The sequence below is a fragment of the Enterococcus sp. DIV1767 genome, from assembly GCF_050542585.1.
Lineage (GTDB): Bacteria > Bacillota > Bacilli > Lactobacillales > Enterococcaceae > Enterococcus_D > Enterococcus_D innesii.
Genome location: NZ_CP172936.1, coordinates 2,715,589 through 2,738,288, shown reverse-complemented (window position 1 = coordinate 2,738,288; position 22,700 = coordinate 2,715,589). Strand labels below are relative to the sequence as shown.

At 44.2% G+C, this 22,700-nt stretch carries 22 protein-coding genes; 14 read left to right on the top strand and 8 right to left on the bottom strand.

Annotated elements, in window-relative coordinates; all coding sequences use genetic code 11:
* Nucleotides 1-213: 213 nt before the first annotated feature.
* Nucleotides 214-1,005: an L-threonylcarbamoyladenylate synthase gene (locus IGI78_RS12920; RefSeq protein ID WP_195266503.1), complete on the bottom strand. Its 792-nt coding sequence runs from the start codon at nt 1,003-1,005 to the stop codon at nt 214-216.
* A gap of 324 nt (nt 1,006-1,329) precedes the next feature.
* On the opposite strand from IGI78_RS12920, the gene IGI78_RS12915 reads away from it, so the two are divergent.
* The 7 genes from IGI78_RS12915 (at nt 1,330) to IGI78_RS12885 (ending at nt 8,678) form a co-directional block, all read left to right on the top strand.
* A complete protein-coding gene (locus tag IGI78_RS12915) occupies nt 1,330-2,250 on the top strand; it encodes a cation transporter (RefSeq protein WP_015510258.1) in 921 nt (306 codons plus the stop codon).
* 65 nt (nt 2,251-2,315) lie between these two features.
* A complete protein-coding gene (locus IGI78_RS12910) occupies nt 2,316-3,152 on the top strand; it encodes a YitT family protein (protein ID WP_005234105.1) in 837 nt (278 codons plus the stop codon).
* Nucleotides 3,153-3,425: 273 nt separating this feature from the next.
* Nucleotides 3,426-5,024 (top strand): mannitol dehydrogenase family protein, encoded by a 1,599-nt coding sequence (locus IGI78_RS12905; RefSeq protein ID WP_195266505.1) that lies wholly within the window; start codon nt 3,426-3,428, stop codon nt 5,022-5,024.
* 3 nt (nt 5,025-5,027) lie between these two features.
* A complete protein-coding gene (uxuA, locus tag IGI78_RS12900) occupies nt 5,028-6,104 on the top strand; it encodes a mannonate dehydratase (RefSeq protein ID WP_288362840.1) in 1,077 nt (358 codons plus the stop codon).
* Between the two features lie 16 nt (nt 6,105-6,120).
* On the top strand, nt 6,121-7,509 hold the full coding sequence (gene uxaC / locus IGI78_RS12895; protein ID WP_195266509.1) for a glucuronate isomerase: 1,389 nt from the start codon (nt 6,121-6,123) through the stop codon (nt 7,507-7,509).
* Between the two features lie 138 nt (nt 7,510-7,647).
* Nucleotides 7,648-7,974, top strand: a complete 327-nt coding sequence (locus IGI78_RS12890) for an MGMT family protein (RefSeq protein WP_008380664.1) — start codon at nt 7,648-7,650, stop codon at nt 7,972-7,974.
* Nucleotides 7,971-8,678: a GntR family transcriptional regulator gene (locus IGI78_RS12885; protein ID WP_195266511.1), complete on the top strand. Its 708-nt coding sequence runs from the start codon at nt 7,971-7,973 to the stop codon at nt 8,676-8,678. The genes IGI78_RS12890 and IGI78_RS12885 overlap by 4 nt, the downstream gene beginning before the upstream one ends.
* A gap of 94 nt (nt 8,679-8,772) precedes the next feature.
* On the opposite strand, the gene IGI78_RS12880 is transcribed toward IGI78_RS12885, so the two are convergent.
* The gene (locus tag IGI78_RS12880; protein WP_194195121.1) at nt 8,773-9,972 is read right to left on the bottom strand and encodes an enolase C-terminal domain-like protein; all 1,200 of its coding nucleotides are present in this window, start codon (nt 9,970-9,972) and stop codon (nt 8,773-8,775) included.
* Nucleotides 9,973-10,262: 290 nt separating this feature from the next.
* Here IGI78_RS12880 and IGI78_RS12875 point away from each other — a divergent pair, with 290 nt between their 5' ends.
* Nucleotides 10,263-12,092, top strand: a complete 1,830-nt coding sequence (locus tag IGI78_RS12875; protein ID WP_430618063.1) for a glucose PTS transporter subunit IIA — start codon at nt 10,263-10,265, stop codon at nt 12,090-12,092.
* A 66-nt stretch (nt 12,093-12,158) separates the two neighbouring features.
* On the opposite strand, the gene IGI78_RS12870 is transcribed toward IGI78_RS12875, so the two are convergent.
* The 5 genes from IGI78_RS12870 to IGI78_RS12850 form a co-directional block, all read right to left on the bottom strand.
* Nucleotides 12,159-13,433 carry an ABC transporter permease gene (locus tag IGI78_RS12870; RefSeq protein WP_195266513.1) on the bottom strand — a complete coding sequence of 425 codons (1,275 nt, stop codon included), beginning with the start codon at nt 13,431-13,433 and terminating at the stop codon, nt 12,159-12,161.
* Nucleotides 13,430-14,113, bottom strand: a complete 684-nt coding sequence (locus IGI78_RS12865; protein WP_195266515.1) for an ABC transporter ATP-binding protein — start codon at nt 14,111-14,113, stop codon at nt 13,430-13,432. Before IGI78_RS12865 ends, IGI78_RS12870 begins: the two co-directional genes overlap by 4 nt.
* 152 nt (nt 14,114-14,265) lie before the next feature.
* Complete coding sequence (locus IGI78_RS12860; RefSeq protein ID WP_005228499.1) at nt 14,266-15,036, bottom strand: ABC transporter permease; 771 nt, start codon at nt 15,034-15,036, stop codon at nt 14,266-14,268.
* Entirely contained in the window at nt 15,029-15,964 is a 936-nt protein-coding gene (locus IGI78_RS12855) for an ABC transporter ATP-binding protein (protein ID WP_005234114.1), read from the bottom strand. Before IGI78_RS12855 ends, IGI78_RS12860 begins: the two co-directional genes overlap by 8 nt.
* 175 nt (nt 15,965-16,139) lie before the next feature.
* Nucleotides 16,140-16,388, bottom strand: coding sequence for a helix-turn-helix domain-containing protein (locus tag IGI78_RS12850; protein WP_077451962.1), 249 nt, complete (start codon nt 16,386-16,388; stop codon nt 16,140-16,142).
* Nucleotides 16,389-16,581: 193 nt separating this feature from the next.
* Here IGI78_RS12850 and IGI78_RS12845 point away from each other — a divergent pair, with 193 nt between their 5' ends.
* Together IGI78_RS12845 and IGI78_RS12840 are read left to right on the top strand one after the other, a co-directional pair.
* The gene (locus IGI78_RS12845) at nt 16,582-16,845 is read left to right on the top strand and encodes a hypothetical protein (protein WP_195266517.1); all 264 of its coding nucleotides are present in this window, start codon (nt 16,582-16,584) and stop codon (nt 16,843-16,845) included.
* A 13-nt stretch (nt 16,846-16,858) separates the two neighbouring features.
* Entirely contained in the window at nt 16,859-17,776 is a 918-nt protein-coding gene (locus IGI78_RS12840) for a LacI family DNA-binding transcriptional regulator (protein ID WP_081117944.1), read from the top strand.
* Nucleotides 17,777-17,836: 60 nt separating this feature from the next.
* Here IGI78_RS12840 and IGI78_RS12835 read toward each other — a convergent pair whose 3' ends face one another.
* Nucleotides 17,837-18,610: a MerR family transcriptional regulator gene (locus IGI78_RS12835; protein WP_096741619.1), complete on the bottom strand. Its 774-nt coding sequence runs from the start codon at nt 18,608-18,610 to the stop codon at nt 17,837-17,839.
* Between the two features lie 114 nt (nt 18,611-18,724).
* Between IGI78_RS12835 and IGI78_RS12830 the strand changes: the two genes are divergently transcribed.
* From IGI78_RS12830 to nadE, 4 genes are all read left to right on the top strand, one after another.
* Nucleotides 18,725-19,606: an HAD-IIB family hydrolase gene (locus IGI78_RS12830; RefSeq protein WP_195266519.1), complete on the top strand. Its 882-nt coding sequence runs from the start codon at nt 18,725-18,727 to the stop codon at nt 19,604-19,606.
* Entirely contained in the window at nt 19,593-19,949 is a 357-nt protein-coding gene (locus tag IGI78_RS12825) for a DUF1827 family protein (protein ID WP_077451954.1), read from the top strand. Before IGI78_RS12830 ends, IGI78_RS12825 begins: the two co-directional genes overlap by 14 nt.
* A 243-nt stretch (nt 19,950-20,192) precedes the next feature.
* Entirely contained in the window at nt 20,193-21,659 is a 1,467-nt protein-coding gene (locus IGI78_RS12820; RefSeq protein ID WP_096741617.1) for a nicotinate phosphoribosyltransferase, read from the top strand.
* A 62-nt stretch (nt 21,660-21,721) separates the two neighbouring features.
* A complete protein-coding gene (gene nadE / locus IGI78_RS12815; protein WP_195266520.1) occupies nt 21,722-22,546 on the top strand; it encodes an ammonia-dependent NAD(+) synthetase in 825 nt (274 codons plus the stop codon).
* The last annotated feature ends 154 nt before the right edge of the window (nt 22,547-22,700 follow it).

The window sequence follows — 22,700 nt, the reverse complement described above, 5'->3', positions numbered from 1 at the left end:
ATTTCTTAAACATATGGTTGCTAGAGGTTCGAAAAATCAAGCAAAAGAAACAATGAAATTGCTGACAAAAAAGAGAGTGAAGACCCGCAAGGCGGCCTTCACTCTCTTTCGTTTGTTTCGATCGCAATTTCCAACTGCTGTTGAATTTGACGAAATATAGCTTTACTGATTTAGAATAGAGGATCAACGAGCGTTTGTCTATTACCAAAAGACTTAATAGTACTCCCCGTGGCGATAGTCCCATGAGTTGAAGTGATCAGAAAGGTACATTTGGATTTTTTCAACATCGAGTCCTTTACGGATCAAGACAGGTGCTGGCGTGATGGAGCGTTGGTCTCCTTGCTCTGGAATCAAGTTGCCGTCTTGGTCAACGAAAGAAACCATGACTCCTTGCTCATAGCGGGTTTCCAGCGTTTTGTCTGGTTGGATCGATGCAACATAGTCGTTGCCTTCGATGATCAGATCGGCTTCTTGCGCGATTTGTTCGCCGATCCCTTCAACAAGCCCGCGATTTCCTTTGCCTGAAGGGTTCGCTGAGCTGGCGAAAAGCAACTTCTTATTCTGCTCCCAAAGCTCTTTAGAAATCTGCTCGCCAGGAACTCCAAATTTAATCACGAAGCAGCTAGTTCCCCGAACGTCAGTCATCAATTCCTCTGAGCCATCGTTTGGGATATAGGCTTTTCCTGATTCTTTCCAAGGCAAAATCGCGCCGAATAACACGTCATTGTTCCAACACGTTTCATAAACAGCGGCGGTTTCCGCATTTAATTCAGCTAGTTCGTGTAGCTGCTCCAATGAGCTGCAAAGAACGACACCTGGTTTATTACGTTTGCGATTCTTTGCCGAAAACTTGCGTTCCAGCCCTTTTTTATCAGAGACGGCAATAATATAGCCGACTTTGGTGGGGCAGACGATCACTTTGCCTTCTTCATACAAATAGTTGATCGCTCGTTGGTTGGGTTCTCCTGTCCATGGGACTTGTTTTGCTTCATTCACTCTCTTCATCCTCCCTGTCTTCCAATGAATCGCCGTTATGAAAAATATAACGGAATATTCTGAAGATTCTGATTGAATATGGTTACCCTTGATGATAAGGGAATCAATCTGCGTAGTCAAGGGGATTTACACCAGAATGTAAAAAGAATAGGCCAGGGAAATCGAGGATCTGTAACGAGGACTAGGAAGAGTGAGTGACAGCAACACTATTTTTTTCCGCTTTGTATGAAAAAAATGACTGTTTTTTATGTTATTTATATGGGAAGATAGGCTTATAGATAGAAGAATGCAATCAAATTGATAGTTTTTTTGAAAAAAAGAAAGAGGAATATCATGAGTGAAAAGAAAAAAATACGCAAGCTCTTGCTGGCCTCGATTGTCGCTGGGAGTATCTATGGCGGCGGTGCCTTGCTTTTTGGGTTACTGGTCAGTTATAACGTTCTCTTGTTAGATGGAGTTTATACATTGATTGGTGCAGTGATGTCGCTAATTGCTTTATATGTAGCAAAGTATATCCAAGCCCAAGATTTTGAACGTTTCCCATTCGGTAAAGAGGCATTGATGCCATTAGTGGTATTTATTCAATATAGTATCATCCTGCTGATCTCAATTTATGGGATTATTGAGTCTGCCTTTAGTTTGTTACACGTTAGTGACGGCATGATTGATCCAATCGGTTTGTATTTCTCACTGGTTGGAACGATCTACTGCTTTTCCTTTTACCTGTACTTAAAAAAGAAACCACTGACCCATCCCTTTTATTGGGTGGAACTAGAACAATGGCGTTTCGGCTTTTTCTTTAGTCTGGGTGTCGTCGGTTCATTTCTTGTGTCCTGGCTGATCCAAGCCAGTCCCTATGGGAATTTTGCGATGTATGTCGACCCAATCATCTCCATCGGGATCACCTTGTTCTTTATCCAGCTTTCGATAAAAGAGTTGAAAGCAGCGATTTTAGAATTGACTTCTTCTACTCCAAAAGAAGAACTGCGGGAGACCATCATGACGATCGTTGAAAAAGAATTGCGCGCAGAAGAAGTGGTGGACTTTGTGTTACGTACCGCCAAAGTCGGTAATCAAGTCATTGTGGAATTAGATGTAGTGATTTTACCGGCAACTCCTCTCGATACAGTAGGTCAGCAAGATCCCTTGCGAGAACGATTGAATCAGGCAATCAGCCAACAGATTTCCGGTTATTCCCTCTGGCTAAACATAAATTTTGTCGGAGACATCAAATGGGCGTATAGTGAGGAGTAAGAATGGCTGCTAGGCGGTCACTGACGGAATCAACTTGTGAAAATGACAAAGAAAAGAGGAAACAAATGACAATTCTGAAAACTTATGGAAAAATTACCGCAGCACTTTTTTTACTAGCGGCAAGCATCAATTTATTTTTAGGCCCGCATCATGTGGCAGCTGGCGGTGTCAGTGGAATCGGTATTTTATTAGAGTCAGCACTCGGTTGGGATCGAGCAGCTGTGATCATGGTCTTGAATATTCTCATGCTTATTCTGGCCTATGCCTTTTTAGGGAAGGGGCCTTTTTTGAAAGTCCTTTATGGTAGTTTTGCTTTTCCAGTAGCAATTGCCTTAGTACCAGAATATATGGTTGCTGAAGACCGGCTGCTTTCCGTGATATTTGGCAGTGCGATTTTTGCTTTAGGTGTAGCGATTTTGTACAAAAATCAGTCTTCCAGCGGCGGCACAACGATTCCACCGCTGATTTTCAAGAAATACTTTAATTTGAATCCAGCGATTGGCTTGCTGGCGACCGATGCGATCGTTGTTTCCATGAACTTGTTCGTTTTCGGGTTTGAAGAGTTCTTGTTTGCGATCTTATCGATCGTGATCACCTCTGGTGTGATGACCTACATTGAAACGGGCTTTAACCGGAAGAAATCCATCATGATCTTAAGTGAGAATCACGTGAATGAGATTCGAGAAGCGGTCTTTGATAAAACAGCTCGTGGTGCCACTCTATTGGCTGCCCAAGGCGGTTACCAGCAAGCCGACAAGCAAGTGTTGCTGATCGTGGCCAGTGACCAAGAGTTTATGCAGATCAGACAAATCATTGAGACCATTGACCCCAAAGCGTTTGTGATCGTCAATAATGTCTCAGAAGTACTAGGGCAAGGTTTTAGTTATCATCCCATTGAATGATGAGAAACACAGTCAAATTCTACTATGCCTATTACAAAACACAGCGAAGTGAACGCCACTTCACTGTGTTTTTTTGTCTTGTCCATTTAACGCAGTAAGGTCAAACCAGAAATGGAACAGTCTAGAGAAAATACTAGCCTTTGTTCGCAGGGAAGAATCATTCTTGGGAACAAAAAAGGAATTGTAGGTTTCTCTCTTGAAAATGCTTGCATTTTTCTTTTGTGTAGATTAGAATACTAATATATCAGTTTAAATAATTTAAGGAGGATATTCATGTTTGATCACAATGTCTTGAAAAAGGCGCGCGTCATTTTTCCTGCTGAAAAAAAAGCAGCGATTGATGCTCAAACAGAAATACAGCCGAGATGGCTTCATTTTGGCGGAGGAAATTTATACCGAGCGTTTCATGCAGAAATCGCACAATCCTTGATTGATCAGAACGAATTATCGAGCGGCATCGTTGTCTGCGAAACATTTGATGAACAGATAATCGATCAAGTATATACACCTTATGAGAATGATATTCTAGAAGTGATCATGCATGAGGATGGTCAATTAACGAAAAATCTTTTGCAATCGACAGTTGCCAGTTATTATTGTCATCCTTCTTGCACCGATAGTTATCAAAAGGTACGTCAGCTGTTTAGCGATCCTTCTGTGCAGTTGGTTACCGTAACGATCACAGAAAAAGGCTATGGCTTAAAAGACAGTCAGGGGAATTTTTTACCTGTTGTCCAAGCGGATCTTGCTGCGGGTCCCCATCAGGTCAACCATACAATGAGCATTTTGGCTAGCTTTTTATGGGATCGTTTTCAATCAGGGGCACTTCCGATCGCTATGGTCTCCACCGATAATTTTTCGCAAAATGGGCTCCGTTTCCAAACGGCGATTGTCACCATCGCAAAAGAATGGCAAAAGCTAGGGCATGTTTCAGAAGCGTTTGTCCGATACTTAGAAAACAACGCGCAGGTGACGTTTCCGTGGTCAATGATCGATCGGATTACACCAAATCCTTCAACAGCAGTTGCAGAAGATTTAGCAGCAGCTGGGATCGAGCAGCTGCCAGTCATCCGGACCGATAAAGGAACGAATATCGCTCCGTTTGCTAACACAGAGGCGACTCATTACTTGGTGATTGAAGATGATTTCCCGAACGGTCGCCCGAATTTAGATAAAGCGGGGGTGATCTTGACGAGTCGAGAGATCGTCGACAAAACCGATAGTATGAAAGTCACAACTTGTTTGAATCCACTGCATACCGCAATGAGTTTGTTCGGCTGTTTACTCGGTTATACATCCATTGCTGCGGAAATGTCCGATCCTGATATTATCGCTTTGATCAAAGGAATCGGCTATCGTGAAGGCTTACCGGTAGTGGAAGATCCTGAGATCATTCAGCCAAAGAAATTTATCGATGAGGTGGTTGGTCTTCGTTTACCGAATCCGCTGATTCCTGATACCCCACAGCGGATCGCCGCAGATACCTCACAGAAAATCGCCATCCGTTTTGGCGAAACCATCAAAAAGTATGTGGAAAAAGAAGGCTCGGCTTCTGAGCTGACTTTCATTCCCTTAGCGATTGCAGGCTGGTTGCGTTATCTATTAGCGATTGATGATGAAGGCCATCCATTTGGCCCAAGTCCTGATCCCCTCTTAGCAGAATTACAAGAGATTTTATGTGAGTGTCAGTTGGGGACAGCCGCCGATGTTCAAGGGATCATTCGACCAATCCTAGAAAATCCGCAGATTTTTGGTTTGGATCTCTATCAAGCAGGAATCGCTGAAAACGTGGGTCACTTGTTCGCTAAGATGCTGGCAGGAACCGGCGCAGTCCGTAAAACATTACATGAAACAGTAGAAGGGATCGAATAAAAAATGGAAATGACATTTCGCTGGTATGGAAAAGACTACGATAAAATCAAGTTAGCAGATATCCGTCAAATTCCAGGGATGAAAGGCATTGTCGGCACACTCTTTGATTTGCCTGCTGGGGCAGTCTGGCCGAAAGAAAGGATCAAGGCGCTCGTGGAAGAAGTCGAAGCAGCTGGACTTTCCCTCAAGGTGATCGAAAGTGTCAATATTCATGATGACATCAAGATTGGCTTGCCTTCGAGAGACCTGTATATCGAAAACTACAAAGAGACAATTCGAAATTTGGCAGCATATGGGATCGAAGTGATCTGCTATAATTTTATGCCGATTTTCGATTGGATCAAAACGGATCTTGATTATCGCTTAGCCGACGGTTCTTCTACGATGGCATTTGAAAAAGCAGGAATCGACAAAGACCCAGAAGAGATCGTCAAAGAAGTTGAGGAGTCAAGCTCTGGCTATACCTTGCCAGGCTGGGAACCAGAACGTTTGGCACATGTCAAAGAATTGTTTGCTGCGTATAAGGATGTCGATGATGACAAATTAAGAGAAAACTTTGCTTACTTCCTAAAAGCCATCATTCCCACCTGTGAAGAGGTCGGCATCAAGATGGCTGTTCATCCAGATGATCCTCCCTATTCGATTTTTGGTCTGCCGCGTATCGTTAAAAACCGCGATGATTTGGATTGGGTCTGCAACGTGGTCGACAGTCCGTCAAATGGGATCACACTTTGTACTGGCAGTATCGCCGAAGACCCAGCCAATAATGTCTATGAGATTTTGGCTGAGTTTTGTCGCCGGGACCGGATTCCTTTTGCTCATGTTCGTAACATTCAATACTTGGGTAATGACAAAGACTTTTATGAAGCACCGCATCTCTCCTCTGAAGGTTCGTTAGACATGTATCAAATCCTAGAAGCGATGTACAAAAATGGCTTTGACGGCTATATCCGACCAGATCATGGGCGAATGATCTGGGGAGAGACGGGACGTCCAGGCTATGGCTTGTATGATCGGGCGATCGGCGCTTCTTACTTATTAGGGTTGTGGGAAGCCATCGACAAGAGCGTGGGGCGTTAAGAAAAGGAGCGAAGAAATGTTTTTAACTGATGATTTTATTTTGAAAAACAGCTTTGCCAAACAGTTATACCATGAGTATGCAAAAAAGCAGCCGATCATTGATTACCATTGCCATTTAGAGCCGAAAGAGATTTTCGAAAACCAAAACTTCACCAATCTCACCCAAGCGTGGCTGGCGGAAGACCATTACAAATGGCGCTTGATGCGAGCCAATGGTGTTGCGGAATCATTGATCACTGGCGATGCTGACGACTACGAAAAATTCTGTGCTTGGGCGCAGACCTTGGAGGCTTGCATTGGCAATCCCTTATATGTCTGGACCAATTTGGAATTGAAACGAATCTTTGGTATTGATGAGCGGTTGACACTAGCCAATGCAGCAAGTATTTGGGAAAAAGCCAATCAACAGCTGCAGACGAAGGAATTTTCACCACGAGGACTGATCAAAAAGATGGCCGTTGAGGTGATCTGTACGACGGATGATCCCATTGATTCGTTGACGTATCATCAAAAGCTGGCAGAAGAATCCTTTGCCGTGTATCCTACCTTTCGTCCTGACAAAGCAATCAATCTGCAGAATCCAGAATTTTCAGCATACCTTAAGCAATTGGCTGCAGCTGCGAGCAAAGAGATCACTAGCTATCAAACGCTAGTTGAAGCATTGACCGTACGTATTTCTTACTTCCAGCAACAGGGCTGTCGTTTAGCAGATCACAGTCTGTCACGTCTTGGAGAGGAAGCTTATGATGTCGCTGCACTTGAAGCGATTTTTCAAAAGCGTTTGACCACTGAGACACTGACTAATGAAGAAATCAGACAGTTTCAGACCGGCTTGTTGATTGACTTGATGCGCCAATACGCAAAGCAAGGCTGGACCGCGCAATTGCATCTGATGGCGACTCGCAACAACAGTCAAAAGCTTTTCCAACAACTAGGGCCTGATAGCGGCGGTGATGCGATGGGAGACGACCGTCTAGCGAGGGGCTTAAGTCGGACATTGGCGCAGCTTCAGGCGGAAAGTTTATTGCCGAAGACGATTTTGTATTCACTGAACCCCAAAGATTATCCAGTGTTGACTGCGCTGATGGGGGCGTTCCAAGAAGAGAGCAAAGGCAAGCTGCAATTAGGCTCTGCTTGGTGGTTCAATGATACGTATTCTGGTATGCGACATCAGTTGACGACCTTAGCAGAAGGCGGGATTCTTGGAAACTTCGTCGGCATGCTGACGGATTCCCGCAGCTTTTTGTCTTATCCACGCCACGAGTATTTCCGGCGGATTTTGTGTCAGGTGATCAGTGAATGGGTGGAAGACGGTCAACTGCCAGCAGATGAAATGTATTTAGGGCAGATCGTCGCAGATATCTCTTATCACAATGCGAAAACCTACTTTGATTTTCCAAACTAATGACTACTCGATTCGTTCTTGGCTTGCTAGAGAAGGAATCGAGTGTTTGTATGGCTATTGCTAAAGTTGCGTCTGTTCATTTACTATTGGCAGGGAATCCAGTACTATGATAGAAAGATCAAAGAAGGAGCGAACAGTATGAATCCATTCTATGAAGAAGTCTATGCGCTGGCGCGGCAGATCCCTTTTGGTAAAGTCGTCTCCTATAGTCAGATTGCGTGGAAATTGGGACAAATCAACGGCGCGCGAGCAGTCGGTCGAGCGATGCGCTTGAGCCCTCAGGATGTCCCTGCCCATCGAGTCGTGCGGGCAGATGGCGTCTTAGTTGGTCCTACCGCCAATGTGCGAAAAGCAGCACTCGTCGATGAAGGGGTGGTCTTCAAAGCCAGTGGTCGTATCGATATGAAGGCTTGCAGTTGGTCCATGAGCGAGATCGCTCCCGCTCAAATGAAGGAGCCATTATGAAAAAACGTGAATTTATCGTGCAAGATCTGTTGAGTAAAATCTATCAGGAAGAATTTTCTGCCGGCAAACTACCCAACCAAAGAACCCTTGCGCAAACCTATGGCGTTTCTCGGTTTACGATCCAGCAAGCAATCAAAAACCTTGAAGAGATCGGGATCGTCAAAGTGGTTCAAGGCTCAGGGATTTTTATCCATGAAAAATGGGTCAAAAACCCAATGATCTTTAATTCCTTGACCCGCACCCCTTATGACCGAATCCGTTCCAAAATGATTTCCTTGAATAGGGCGGAAGCAACGTTGGATGAGCAGCAGATTTTCCAAATAGGCCCAGACGAGGAAGTCTGGACCTTTGAACGAGTGCGGATCGTCAATTACAAAATCGAGCAGCTGGAAACCTCTAAATTGCCTGTCAGTCTATTTCCCGAATTGACACAAGAAATCGTAGAGCACTCGATCCAACGCTATGTCGAAAGCTGCGGATACCGTATTTCCCACTACATCACCAGCTATACCCCCATCACCACATCGACCGCGCAATCGGGCATTTTATTGTGCAAGCGGGGGACGCCGGCAATGCAGATCAGCAATCGGGCGATTTTAGAAGACGGCCGCGTGTATGAGTTCAGCAATATCGTTGCCATTGATTATGCCGTGACCTACATCCGTCCCTTTGACCGCGAGATCCATCGCTCACGCATCGATTGATTTTGGGAAAGCAAATGTGCCAGTTGCGTCGTCTTTACCCACAGAGAACAAAAGACATCCCCTGTCGGTGGACAGGAGATGTCTTTTGTTGTGTTTAAGGAGTGATCAAAGTGCCGTCTGGTGTACGGCTCTGGGTCCATTCATGAGGACGGTAAACCACGGGAAATTCCGCAGCTGCTGCTTCATCAAACGTGATCCCGATCCCACTTTTCTCGATGGGATAAAAATAGCCATTTTTTGGTTGGGGACTGCCACCAAAGACCGATTGGGTATTTGCTGGGATCGCAATCGTTTCTTGGATCGCGGCATTGTGGAGATGGATATTTAGATGGGTGTTGACGGCTAAGCCGACAGGGCTGATATCAGACGGCGTGTGCCAAGCGATCCGAATGCCCATCGCATCGCAGAAGTGAGCCAATTTCAATGCTGGCGTGATCCCACCGATTTGTGAGACATGGGCACGCATAAAGTCGATCTGTTGATTTTTGACCAGCTCTTGCCATTCCATCGGATTATTGAACAATTCGCCGGTCGCGATCGGGGTCGCCGACTGGCTGCGGAGTTGCTGCAACCACTTGTTTTGATCCGGCGACAAAATATCTTCGAGGAAAAAGAGATTAAAAGGTTCCGCAGCTTTTGCAAATTGAATCGCTTGGTTTGGATGCAGCCGTTCATGCACGTCATGCAGCATTTGGAATTGATTGCCGTATCGTTCTTGGATCGCAGCAAACATCTTTAGTGTTGTGTCCATGTAGTCTGTTTGATCAAAATAGGAACCAGCGATGGGCTGATCGGGTGTTTGCAGTTGGCTAGGATTTCCACCATAAAAGCCTAATTGGCAACGGATATAGCGATACCCCTCAGCCAAGAAGCGATCGATTTCTTGGTAAAGGTCTTCGAGATTATCTGCCACGGCATGGGTATAGGCGGGAATCGCCGTACGCGCTTTTCCACCTAACAGTTGATACAATGGCATATCGGCTAATTGTCCCTTGATGTCCCACAAAGCCATATCGACTCCTGAGAGGGCATTGTTGGTGATCGGACCATTCCGCCAGTAAGAATTGACATTCATCACTTGCCAAAGGTCTTCGATTTGATTGGCATCGCGGCCAAGTAAGAGAGGGCGCAAATACTCGTCAACGACGGTTTTTACGGCTAGTGGGCGAAACTGGAAGGTTGCACAACCTAACCCAGATACGCCTTTGTTCGTTTCTACTTTAACGACAACAAGGTTATGACGATCAGGTTTGATCGCAAAGGCTTTGACGTCGGTGATGATCGTTGGTGTCATTTCATTCACTCCAATTTTTGTCTCTAGTTGCTATAGCCATTGAAACATGCTTGGCAACCGCTGTCAATTTGGTCTAATAAAAACTGGATATACACCATAAAACCAGTCCAATTTTTACTTATTTTATAATAAAACGTTGATATATAGCGTTTTTATTCTGGTTTTATCAAAAAAGGACTGGTTTTACAAGTCTGTGTGAGCATGCTACTATGTGTGTGAAAACGGAAACACCTGAAAGGGCGCCCGTCAAAAGGATCAGGACCGTTAGCAAACAACAGGGGGAAAAAAAGATGACCAAAGAAGACATCGTAAAACAGATCATTAAAGATGTTGGCGGATCAGACAATATCAACAATGCATGGCACTGTATGACTCGCTTGCGTTTTGATTTAAAGGATGAGAAAAAAGTCGACTATGCGGCGTTAGAAAAAACACCCAAAGTCGTAGGAACAAAATATCAAAGCAATCAGCTGCAAGTAGTGATAGGAACGGATGTTGCTGATTATTATGCACCTTTAGCCAAAGAATTAGGTCTTGATGAAGCGAACCAAGGGGAAACATCAGAGAAAAAAGGAGCCGTTTCCTTATTTATGGATACCGTTTCTGGCGTTTTTGGTCCGATCGTTCCAGCTATCGCTGGCGCAGGAATGATCAAAGGATTGATGGCTGGATTGGTGGCATTGAATGTCATCTCTAATCAAACAGATACCTATTTAGTGATCGACATGATCGCGAGCGGCGTATTCACATTCTTGCCATTTTTTGTTGCTGCCTCTGCCGCTCGGATTTTTAAAACCAATCAATATTTAGCGATCGCAATCGCGGCAACGCTGCAATTTCCAACGATGACCAATGCGGTAGCCGAAGGAAGCATTTCCGCCTTTCGTTTGTTCGGCGTATTGCCAGTACCCGTCTTTAACTATGCAGGGACAGTGATTCCCATTATCTTTGCCGTGCTGGCGCTCAGTTATATTTACCGTTGGGTCGATAAACTCTTACCACAAGTGCTACGTACCGTGTTTACACCGACGATTTCGTTGTTTGTCGCTGGTATCTTGACATTAACGGTCATTGGTCCAATCAGTATCCATCTAGGAAACTTATTGGCTGCTGGCGTGGCTGGATTATTCACTATCTCGCCTGTCTTAGCAGGAATCGTGGTAGGGGCGATTCGACCAATTGCAATCTTCACGGGACTGCACCATGCCATGACCCCGATCGCTTTGCAAAACTTCGCCAATCAAGGGTATGACATGCTGATGCCAATGATGTTTATGGCAAATATGGCAATCACCGGCGCAACAGCAGCTATCTATTTCAAAGTCAAAACCAAAGAAGAAAAATCGGTCATTCTATCTTCGGCTGTTTCTGGCTTGTTAGGGATTACAGAACCTGCGTTATTCGGGATTTTGTCGAAGTATAAAAAAGCCTTTATCGCAGCAACAGTTGGTAGTTCTGTGGCTTCTGCTTTCATCAGTTTCTTCGGTGTTCGTATTTATGGGTACATTCTTTCAAGTATCTTTAGTTTGCCAGCCTATATTGGGGAATACTTTATCTATGCCGTTTTAGGGATCATCTTGGCGATCGGCTTATCCTTCGCAATGAGCTGGTTCTTAGTACCAACTCAAGCAGCAGAAGGCGATCGTTACACCAACGAAGTGGATCTGCATGCCGTGACTCATGGAGAATATGTCCCATTAGAAGATGTACCAGATGAAGTTTTTTCAACGAAAATGATGGGAGAAGGCTATGCCATCGAGTCACAAGATGGCCAAATCTTTGCACCAGTCAGTGGCGAAGTGACCACTGTGTTCCCTTCAAAACATGCCGTTGGGATCAAAACCCAAAACGGCGTGGAAGTTCTTGTGCATATGGGGATCGATACAGTTTCCCTTGGCGGTCAAGGCTTTGAAGTCTTTGTCAAAGCTGGGGAGCAAGTCACTCCGCAAACCAAACTGGCACAAATGGATCTGCCTTATATCAAGCAGCAAGGCAAAGAAACCATGGTGATCGTTTTGATCACCAACATGGATCGCGTGCAGCAATTTTCTGGAAGTACTGATTTAGAAGGCAGACACCAAGCCGGTGCATTACTGGAAAAAGTCGTTTTGAATGCCTAATAAAAGAAAAAAGATGAGCTTCTTCAAGGAAGTTCATCTTTTTTTGTTTGTCCAGTAACTATTTTTTTACTCATAGCGCAAAGCTTGAATTGGATCTAGTTTGCCTGCGCGGTTAGCAGGCAATGTGCCGGCTAAAAAGGCGATCAATAGGATGACACCCATAACAGTCAGCGTGTTCGACCAAGAAAAGCCGATCAATTCAAAACCAGTCAATTCTTCTAGGAAGGTGTTCGCAGCGTAATCGTTGATGACATTTCCTAAACCATAAGCGGCGAGAATTCCGGTGAGGGCGCCAAAGAAACCAATCAAAAGCGCTTCGAAACTGAAGGTGAGAAAGACCTTGCTGCGGCTCATGCCTAGTGCTTTCATCAATCCAATCTCACGGGTACGATCTTGAACTGACATATAAAGTGTATTGATGATACCAAAGCTAGCGGCAAGTAATGAGATAGCGCCAAAGAGTGTAAGAACCCCAGTGATAGCGTTGATGACTAGTCGGAACATATTGATTTCATCTTCGATCGTCATACCTTGAAACCCGAGTTCACGCAATTCTTTTTTGATCGTATCGATTTTTGTGCTGGACAGGCCATCCTCTAGATAGGCTTGTGCTGCAAAGGATTGATTTTTTAAGTTTTCTGGTAATCCCTTTTCGGCGATTGTTTGCACGCGCTGGCTTAATGCTTGGTTCAAAATGGTCATGCCTGCTTGGATAAAACTAAAGTTACGGACTCCAACGACTTTGGCGGTCACAGTTTCTTGTTCGCCAGTCGCTTGAGCAGAAACTCCGAGAACGACTTCTTTTTCCAATGCATCTTGAGCATTTTTAAAACCTAGTGGTTCGATATATTCTTGATCAAGGACGATCTCATATTCGTCTATCTCATTATTGATTTGACGCCCCGCCTCTAAATCTAAATCAACACCAGCTGAGCCCATGGCGTTTAGTTGATATTTTGAATCAGTCAGACCTTGAATATAATCAATCGTTAAAGCCGCGATTGGTTCTACTCGGTAGATATTGTCAATAGTTCCTATTTTTTCGATATCCTTTGGAGTGATCATACTTGCCTCAGCGGTATTTTTTTCTGGATCGTATTCTTGTAAATTGCTGCCCGGAACCATGCTGACAGTCCCATCTGATTTATAGACAGCTAAAAGCTGATCATTGCCAACAGTCTCTAACTGCAGATCCATATAATTATTGACGCCGGTATTAATACCTAGTGTTAAGTAGATCGTAAAAGACCCAATAAAGATTGCGATGATCGTTAGAAGTGTTCGACCTTTGTTGCGTAGTAGATTTCCTGCAGAAGATTTTACTAAATCGATTAGGTTCATTTTTCTACCTCCTCAATCACCAAACCATCTTTGATATGGATCTGACGATCACAGCGATCAGCCAGCTCAGGATCGTGAGTGACGATGACTAAGGTGATTTTTTCATTTTTATTAAGGTCGAACAATAGGTCTGCGACTTTTTGGCCAGTCGTTGAATCAAGGTTTCCCGTCGGTTCGTCGGCAAAAATGATCTTGGGTTTGTTAACGATGGCGCGGGCAATACAGACCCGTTGTTTTTGACCGCCAGAAAGATCGGTTGCTTTATTTTTGGATTTTTCTGATAATTCCACAGCTTGTAAGGCTTCATCAACCAATTTTTTTCGCTGACTGCGGCGCATGCCTTTTATTTTTAATGGCAACATGACATTTTCATGGACTGTATCTTTAGCATTCATAAAGAATTGTTGGAAAACAAAGCCAAATGTTTCATTTCGTAAGTGATTTAATTCCGACGCTTTTTTTCCTTTGACGTTTTGACCCATCAAGAACAATTCTCCGCTAGTGGGTTGATCAAGTAACGCCAATAAGTGCATCAATGTGGATTTTCCGGAACCACTTTTTCCGACGATTGCTACTGAGTCACCTTCTCTGATTTTTAAATCAATTCCTTTTAACGCATTGAAGGATGATTCGCCTTTTCCGTAGACCCTTGTTAAGTTTCGTGCTTCTAAAACAATCATTTCATTCCTCCTCTTAAAAAGTTATTAAGTTAAGGTTATCACAAATAGTTGTCAATAAATCAGTCTCTAGTCGTAGATTTTTAAATATAATGAAAAAAAGACGATTTCCGCTGGAAATCGTCTTGAAAATGCAAGAAAGATTTTAAGTTCAATTAACTACGCAGCCCGCGGCCTTTTTGGATCAAGTACCAGCATACGCTGTATAAGACAACAATGAACAAGACCAAAATACCGATGGATAGGAAAATTGGGACATCGATGGTGCCTAAAAAGCCGTAGCGGAAACCAGAGATCATATACACGATCGGGTTGACTTTGGAGATCGTTTGCCAAATCGGCGGTAGCATGCTGATGGAGTAAAAGACGCCTCCAAGATAGGTCAATGGTTGTAAAACAAAGGTTGGCACGATGGAAACATCGTCAAAGGATTGGGCGAAGATCCCATTTAGCAACCCTGCTAATGAAAATAAGATGGCGGTCATGACTAGGGTTAAGACAACGATGACCCAAGAATACACATGTAATGGCACGAAGAAAAGGGAAATGATGGTCACCAATGTGCCCACCAAGATACTACGGCCAAGTCCGCCAAAGACAAAGCCCCAAATGATGACGTGGGTAGGAACCGGCGCCACTAAGAGTTCCTCAATGTTTTTTTGAAACTTCTGTGAAAAGAAGGAAGAAGACACATTAGAGTATGAACTGGTGATCGTCGACATCATGATCAGCCCAGGAACGATAAATTCCATATAAGAAAAGCCGCCCATTTCGCCGATACGGCTGCCGATCATTTTCCCAAAGATAATAAAGTATAAGGAAGTAGTGATGACGGGTGGGACGAGGGTCTGCACCCAAATCCGTAAATAGCGGTTGGTCTCTTTGACCGCTAAACTTTTTAAGGCTGTAAAATAAAGACTAAACATGGTTTTCCTCCGCTTCGTGTGCTTCTTCGGTGATTTTCAAAAATAGTTCTTCCAAGCGATTGGATTTGTTGCGCATGGAGAGGACATTGATCCCTTGCTGGCTGAATTGAGCAAAAAGATCGTTGACGCCTTGGTCTCGAGCGACTTCAACGGCGATGGTCTGTTCATCTTCCATTTGGATCGGATATCCAGTGATCGTTGGGGCTTGTTTGATCGGTGCGATATCAAAAAGAAAGGTTTCAAATTGCAGTTTTGCTAACAAAGATTTCATACTGGTGTTTTCGATCAGTTCACCAGATTGAATGATCCCGATGTTGCGGCAAAGCATTTCCGCCTCTTCTAAATAATGGGTCGTCAAAATGATCGTTGTGCCATTTTGGTTCAGCTCCCGCAAAAAGCTCCACATTTCCCGACGCAATTCGATATCGACACCTGCCGTCGGTTCATCCAAAATCAATAGCCGTGGTTCATGCATCAGGGCACGGGCAATCATCAAACGGCGTTTCATCCCGCCCGACAGCATCCGCGCACGAACATTGCGTTTTTCCCACAAATTCGACTGCTTCAAGTATTTTTCGCTGCGCTTGATGGCTTCGTTGCGGGGGACACCATAATACCCGGCTTGATTGACAACTATCTGTTGGACCGTTTCAAAGGGATTGAAATTGAATTCTTGGGGAACCAGACCAATCTGTTGTTTGACTTGGACCAATTCTTTGTCTAAATCGTAGCCGAAGACTTTGACGCTTCCGGAAGATTTATTGACAAGAGAGGTGATAATGCCGATGGTGGTGGATTTTCCAGCGCCGTTAGGGCCTAACAAGGCATAAAAGTCGCCTTCTTCCACCGTCAAATTTATGCCCCGCAACGCTTCAACGCCGGTAGCATAGACTTTGCGTAAATCGGTTAGTTCTAGTGCATAGGTCATGTTTATTTGAACTCCTTCTATGTATGATGGTTTATTCTATCATTTTTTTTCAAGAAGAACCGCATGTTTTGATTTTTTCATTCGATTAGATAACGATTGTTGCTAATTGATGAAAAGTGGGAAAGAGACAAAAGAAAAAACGACCGTTTGATCGTTTTTTCGATAAAGTCGATTGTTAGCATAAATACCGTTCTGGTCGTTCTGTCTGTCCTAGTAAGTAATCGACAGAGACATTATAGAGGGAAGCTGCGTGTAGCAGCGTCAATACATCGGGTAAGCGATCGCCTGCTTCGTATAAGGTGTAATCGGGGTAAGGCACATCGAGATGCTGGCATACTTCTTTTGGGCTCAATCCGCGTTCTTCTCTTAAAAATTTGAAGCGGCATCGCAAGGTGTCTAATAAAAAAGCTTCTTCTAATGTCACTTTGCGGTCCTCCTTAAAAAAATCGCGCTTCCTTTCGCACTGTTCTCTTTTTATTGTACCAACAAAAGCAAAATATGCGAAGTAATTCACATGAAGGTCGATCGGTTTTTGTTAAAAAGTGAAACAAATGACTTGCTCTGAGACGCGTTTCATACAGTATGCTTGATTCATAAAAAGGAAGGCGGGATGAAAAATGAATACGTACATGAAGAAAAATGGTGCGGAATGTTGTTATGTAACGTTGGCTTTTGATGGACAACAATTGGTATTGACGAAACCAAAAGGGTTCTTTCAAGAACGGTTGGTAGAAATTCCGGTGGATGAGATCAGTCATTTGACATGTGATGAACACTTCGGTTCTCAGCGGATCGGTTTTATTCATCACAATGATTACTATGAATTTTATACATGTGGGTTAAGTGTGTTAGACTATATGAAAGAACAATTATTCGTTTAAGGAGCAGTGAGTCATGGCAAACATTCGGGATATTGCACGCTTGACCGGTTATTCGGTCTCCACAGTTTCACGAGTCATTAACAACAATCCGTATGTCAGTGAAGAAAAGCGTCGTAAGATCCTGGCTGTCATGGAAGAGGTCAACTATATTCCGAATTACACGGCACGGGCATTGAGTGTTGGCAAAACCAAAAATATTGGTGTGATTCTGCCATTTGTCAATCATCCGTACTTCGATCGCTTGTTGAGCGGCATCACGACAGCAGCGTTTGCCCGGGGTTATAAGGTGACGCTTTTAGCCACGAACTATGATCCGCAAGTAGAGGAAGCGTATTTGCAAGAATTTGCGGCGAAAAGCTTTGATGCCTTGATCATTGCCTCGCGGGCGAATCCGATCGAAACCTTATTGCCTTATCGTTCTTACGGTCGCATCGTCTTTTGTGAGAATATCCCGTATTTGACTGACGGCTGCACCTATATCGATCGAGAGGAATCGATCAAAGAAGTCTTTACGTATTTTAAGGAACAAGGTATCCAGAAAATCGGCGTGACATTGGGACGTAGCCGTAAGCTAAGCAGCAATTCAAAAATCACGGTCCGTTTGGCTCATGACTATTTTCCGACCTTTTCCGAAGACTTGATCTTTTGGGATTGTTTGACGGAAGAAGATGGCAAAGAAGCAGCTGCTTATTTTGCAGATAAAGGGGTCGAAGCGATCTTCACCAATGGGGATCATGTTGCAGCTGGGATCCAGTCGCAGGCGCCGGGAGAATGGCTTGTGATTGGACGGGACAATTTATACATCAGCGAGCTGCTGCAGCTTTCAACGATCGATCATCACTTGCAAGCTTGCGGGGAGACTGCCGTCCAATTGGCGATAATGGAAAAAAGCGGCAACTATCGCATGCCCTATGAGTTCATCAAACGATAGCATAGACGAAACGATGCGCAAACAAAGCCCCTGAGCGGGCAGTGCTTGCGCATCGTTTTTTTAATGGGATTTGGTGTAATGGTCAATGATCTGTTTCAACAGCTGGGCGCTGCCGACACCCGCTTTTTGATCGTAATAGGCGGTAAAACGCTCGTCTTGAACGTACATTTCCCCTAAAGATCGGTGATATTCTGCTGAGTAAAAGGGCGCTGCTTGTTTGAGCCATGCTTGATGCGCAGCAAAAGCCATTTGGGCTTTGTCAGAAGGGATTCGTTTCCCTTCCTTTTCATTCAACAGCTCTTTTATCAGCTGCAATAAGCGGTTTTCGTTGTCGGTCAGTGCTTGATAATCGACTTGGGTCATCTGCTGCCACTTTTGGTTGCTTTGTTCGATGATTTCCTCACCGTAGGCTTCTCGTAATTCGGCACCGTAGTTCGCTTCGTTTTCACGAATTTTTTGTTCCTTAAAATAACTGAATTTCTCTTGATCGGTCATGGTCTTTTCTCCTTCATAATAATCAATTGTTTGCGCTAAGGTGGTCAAAAGACTGTCCAGGGCTGCTCGTTCTTGTAAAAGCTGTTGGTAATGCTGCAACAAGACCGTTTGGATCGATGCTTGCGGCTCATCCAAGATTCCGCGGATCGTTTCTAATGACAGCCCAAAAGACTTAAAATACAAAATCTGCTGCAGGCGATCGACTTCCTGCCTCCCGTAGATACGGTAACCAGCTGAGTTGGTGCGTTGCGGTTGTAACAACTTGATCTGATCATAATACCGCAGGGTACGACTGCTGACTCCTGACAGTTTGGCTAAGGCACTGATCGTATATTCCATCGGCTTTTCCCTCCTTACACCTGTATCCTAAAGGTTGACGTAACGACAAAGTCAAGAAAATTTTTTTGCGTTTTTTAAAATGTGCTATAATTATAACAAAGAAAGGAAGATAAGATGCAAATAGTTTTTTCTGATATTGATGGGACGTTCCAAGAAATGGGGCACCCGATTCATGAGATCAATAAAGAAGCCATCCGTTGTTTGCAAGCCCAAGGGGATCACTTTGTGTTTGTCACAGGGCGAGGATTTGAGCTTGTTCAAGATATGATGGCGGAAGAAGGCCTTTCCTGCGATGTGATTTTTGGAAACGGCGCTGGTCTGATGTTAAAAGGAGAAGCGCCTGTTTTGACGCATACCTTGCCCTATAAGACATTGGCGCAAGTGATTGGTATCTTAGAAACAGAAGAGGTTTTTTATTTCTTACATACTGACCATGGCATCATTTCCCCACAAGCGCATTTGTATGAAGCGCAGTTTCAAGAAAGCCGCAAGCAGTTACTCGCGGAGTTAGGGGAGCGAGGACAAATCATCGCTGACTACAAATATGAGTTCTTTTACAACGAATGTCTTCATAAAGACGACGTGCTGCAGTTTATGAAGGAAAATCCAGAGATAAAGGTCATCAAAATCGAACTGATGGAAGCGTCAGACGAAAAAAGAGAACGGCTGCGGGCGATGATCCAATCAGAAACGGCTGCGATTTTTCAATCCTTTGTCCAAACACTGGAGATCGTTGATCCATTGGCGACCAAAGGTGCCGCGATCCGTTCCTTTTTAGAAGCTTTTCCCGCTGCCAAAAGCTATGGGATCGGTGATGGTGAAAATGACCTTGCGATGTTTGAAGCGGTGGATGTTTCTTTGGCTGTAGCAAATGCCAGCCCAGCGATCAAAGCAGTTTGTGATCGAACCATTGAGCGCGCGGAAGACGGCGGTGTTGGCCGCTTTATTTTAACAGAATTAGTTTCGAGAGAGGATGTTGTGCATGAAGTTGATTGAAACCCCAGTAAACCAAAATCTAAATATGGAAACTTTTTACCCGAACATCTCCAAGTACCTATTCGACAAAATAGCGATCAAATACTATAAATTGTACTCGCTTGATCGGACGCAGATTCTCTATGTGGATAGTTTTGATACGATTTCTTTAGTATTGATCAACAATAAAAAGAAAATCAGTCGGGAAGAAGTCGACACAGCGATTCATCGTTTGCTGAAGGTCGATCGCAAAGACGTGACCGTCAATGTTAATATTCGTAAAGAAATGGAAGCAAGAGGCATCACCTTTTCTAAACCGAGAAAAGATGTCATTCTTGTTCAATTGCCTGTGAAAGAACACTAGTTGAAAGAAGTTGGGACATGCACGTTGCAAGAGTAATCAAACGTTGAACAAAGGGGCGACCTTATACGAGCGCGTAAATAATGCGCAATAAGTAGGAGGTTGACCCATGCTTTGAGCAATTTGTTCTCAGGTGGATTGTCTTGTACTGGCAAAAACCCAACTTTTTTTTGAAAAAACAAGTTTTTCTGTCTTTTGTGTTTTTTTTGCTATAATGAGAAGAAGTAAGCTAGAGGGAGTAAGAACATGCAGAAATTATTTAAAGATGACAGCTTGACGCTACACACCGATCTCTACCAAATCAACATGATGCAAACCTATTGGGAGTTAGGCAGAGCCGATCGTAATGCGGTGTTTGAATGCTATTTCCGTGACATGCCTTTTGAAAACGGCTATGCGATCTTTGCCGGTCTGGAACGATTGATCGATTATTTGAACGATTTATCCTTTTCAGAAACGGATATTGCCTACTTGCGAGAAATCGGCGGCTACCCAGAAGCCTTTTTAGAGTATCTAAAAGAGTTCAAGTTTGCTTGTACCGTTCGTTCAGCGTTAGAAGGCGATTTGGTCTTCAACAATGAACCGATCATTCAAGTAGAAGGGCCGTTGGCACAAGCGCAGCTGATCGAAACGGCGTTACTAAATATGGTCAATTTCCAAACCTTGATCGCCACGAAAGCTGCCCGCATCAAATCCGTGATCGGCACGGATCCCTTGTTGGAATTTGGTTCACGGCGGGCACAAGAATTGGATGCAGCCATTTGGGGGACTCGAGCGGCCTATATTGGCGGAGCGGATGCGACAAGTAATGTGCGAGCAGGGAAGATTTTTGGCATCCCAGCCAGCGGAACCCATGCCCATTCCCTCGTGCAATCCTACGGCAATGACTATGATGCATTTATGGCGTATGCCCAAACCCACAAAGATTGCGTATTCTTAGTCGATACCTATGATACATTGCGTTTAGGTGTGCCAAATGCGATTCGTGTGGCCAAAGAGATGGGGGATAAAATCAATTTCTTAGGTGTGCGGATCGACAGCGGCGATATGGCGTATATCTCGAAAAAAGTCCGTGAACAGCTGGATGAAGCGGGATTCACGGAAGCCAAAGTCTATGCTTCCAATGATCTAGATGAAAATACGATTCTAAGCTTGAAAATGCAAAAGGCGAAAATCGATGTGTGGGGTGTCGGCACCAAGCTGATCACCGCTTACGATCAACCGGCATTAGGTGCGGTTTATAAACTGGTTGCCATCGAAAATGAGCAGGGAGAAATGATCGACACCATCAAATTATCCAGCAATGCCGAAAAGGTTTCGACCCCTGGGAAAAAACAAGTCTGGCGGATCACCCGTAAATCGGACGGCAAGTCCGAAGGCGATTATGTCACGTTATGGGAAGAAAATCCCCAAGCAGCAGACGAACTGTTCATGTTCCATCCTGTTCACACTTTTATCAACAAAACAGTGACGAACTTTGATGCGCGACCATTGTTGCAAGACATCTTTGTAGATGGCCAGCAAGTGTATCAAGTGCCTGACTTAGAACAGGTCAAAGCCTATGCGACGAATTGCTTGGATTCCCTTTGGGATGAGTACAAACGTGATTTGAATCCACAGAAATACCCAGTCGATCTCTCGCAAGAATGCTGGGATCATAAAATGCGGACGATTGAAAAAGTACGCAAACAGACCAATGGCGCGATTTTGTAATCCGCAACTGCGCTGGTCCTAAGATCAGTCAGCTGCTTCAAAAAATAAGAGGAGGCGTTTCTATGACCATGCAACAAGAAATTATCAAAGAATTAGGAGTCTTACCGACCATCGACCCGAAAGAAGAAGTTCGTAAGAGTATTGATTTTTTAAAGGCGTATCTGCAAAAGAATCCGTTCTTGCATACGTTTGTCTTGGGGATCAGTGGTGGACAAGATTCGACGTTAGCCGGCCGAATCGCGCAATTGACGATGGAGGAAATGCGTAGCGAAACCGGGAATCCCAACTATCAGTTCATAGGGGTACGCTTACCTTATGGGGAACAAGCAGATGAAGAAGATGCCAAAAAAGCCATTGAATTTATCAAACCAGATATTGAGCTGCGGGTAAACATCAAAGCCGCCGTCGATGCCCAAGTGCAAGCGGTGGAGGAAGCAGGCTTAGCGGTTTCTGACTTTAATAAAGGCAATATCAAAGCCCGTCAACGGATGATCACACAATATGCCATTGCGGGTGAAAAAGCAGGGGCTGTTCTGGGTACGGATCACGCTGCGGAAAATATCACCGGCTTCTTTACGAAATACGGCGATGGCGGTGCCGATATCTTACCACTATTTCGTTTGAATAAACGCCAAGGCCGTCAACTCTTGCAATACTTAGGCGCGCCAGAAGCGTTGTATACAAAAGTCCCAACTGCGGACTTGGAAGATGGTAAACCTTTAGTGGCAGATGAAGCAGCTTTAGGAGTGACCTACAACGACATCGATGACTATTTAGAAGGCAAGGAAATTTCGGCTGAAGCCCAACAAACCATTGAAAACTGGTGGAACAAAACGCAACACAAACGCCACTTGCCAGTCACGATTTTTGATGATTTTTGGAAATAAACGAAACCAGTGATTGAGTTCCATTCGGATAGAAAGAAGAGTCTAGGGGGCAAGAAACCTTAGACTCTTTTTATATGAGGATTGCTTTCTTTAAAAATAACAAAAGCTTCTTGCCCTGGCTTTACTTTCTTGTCCTGAAAGCATAAAATACGGG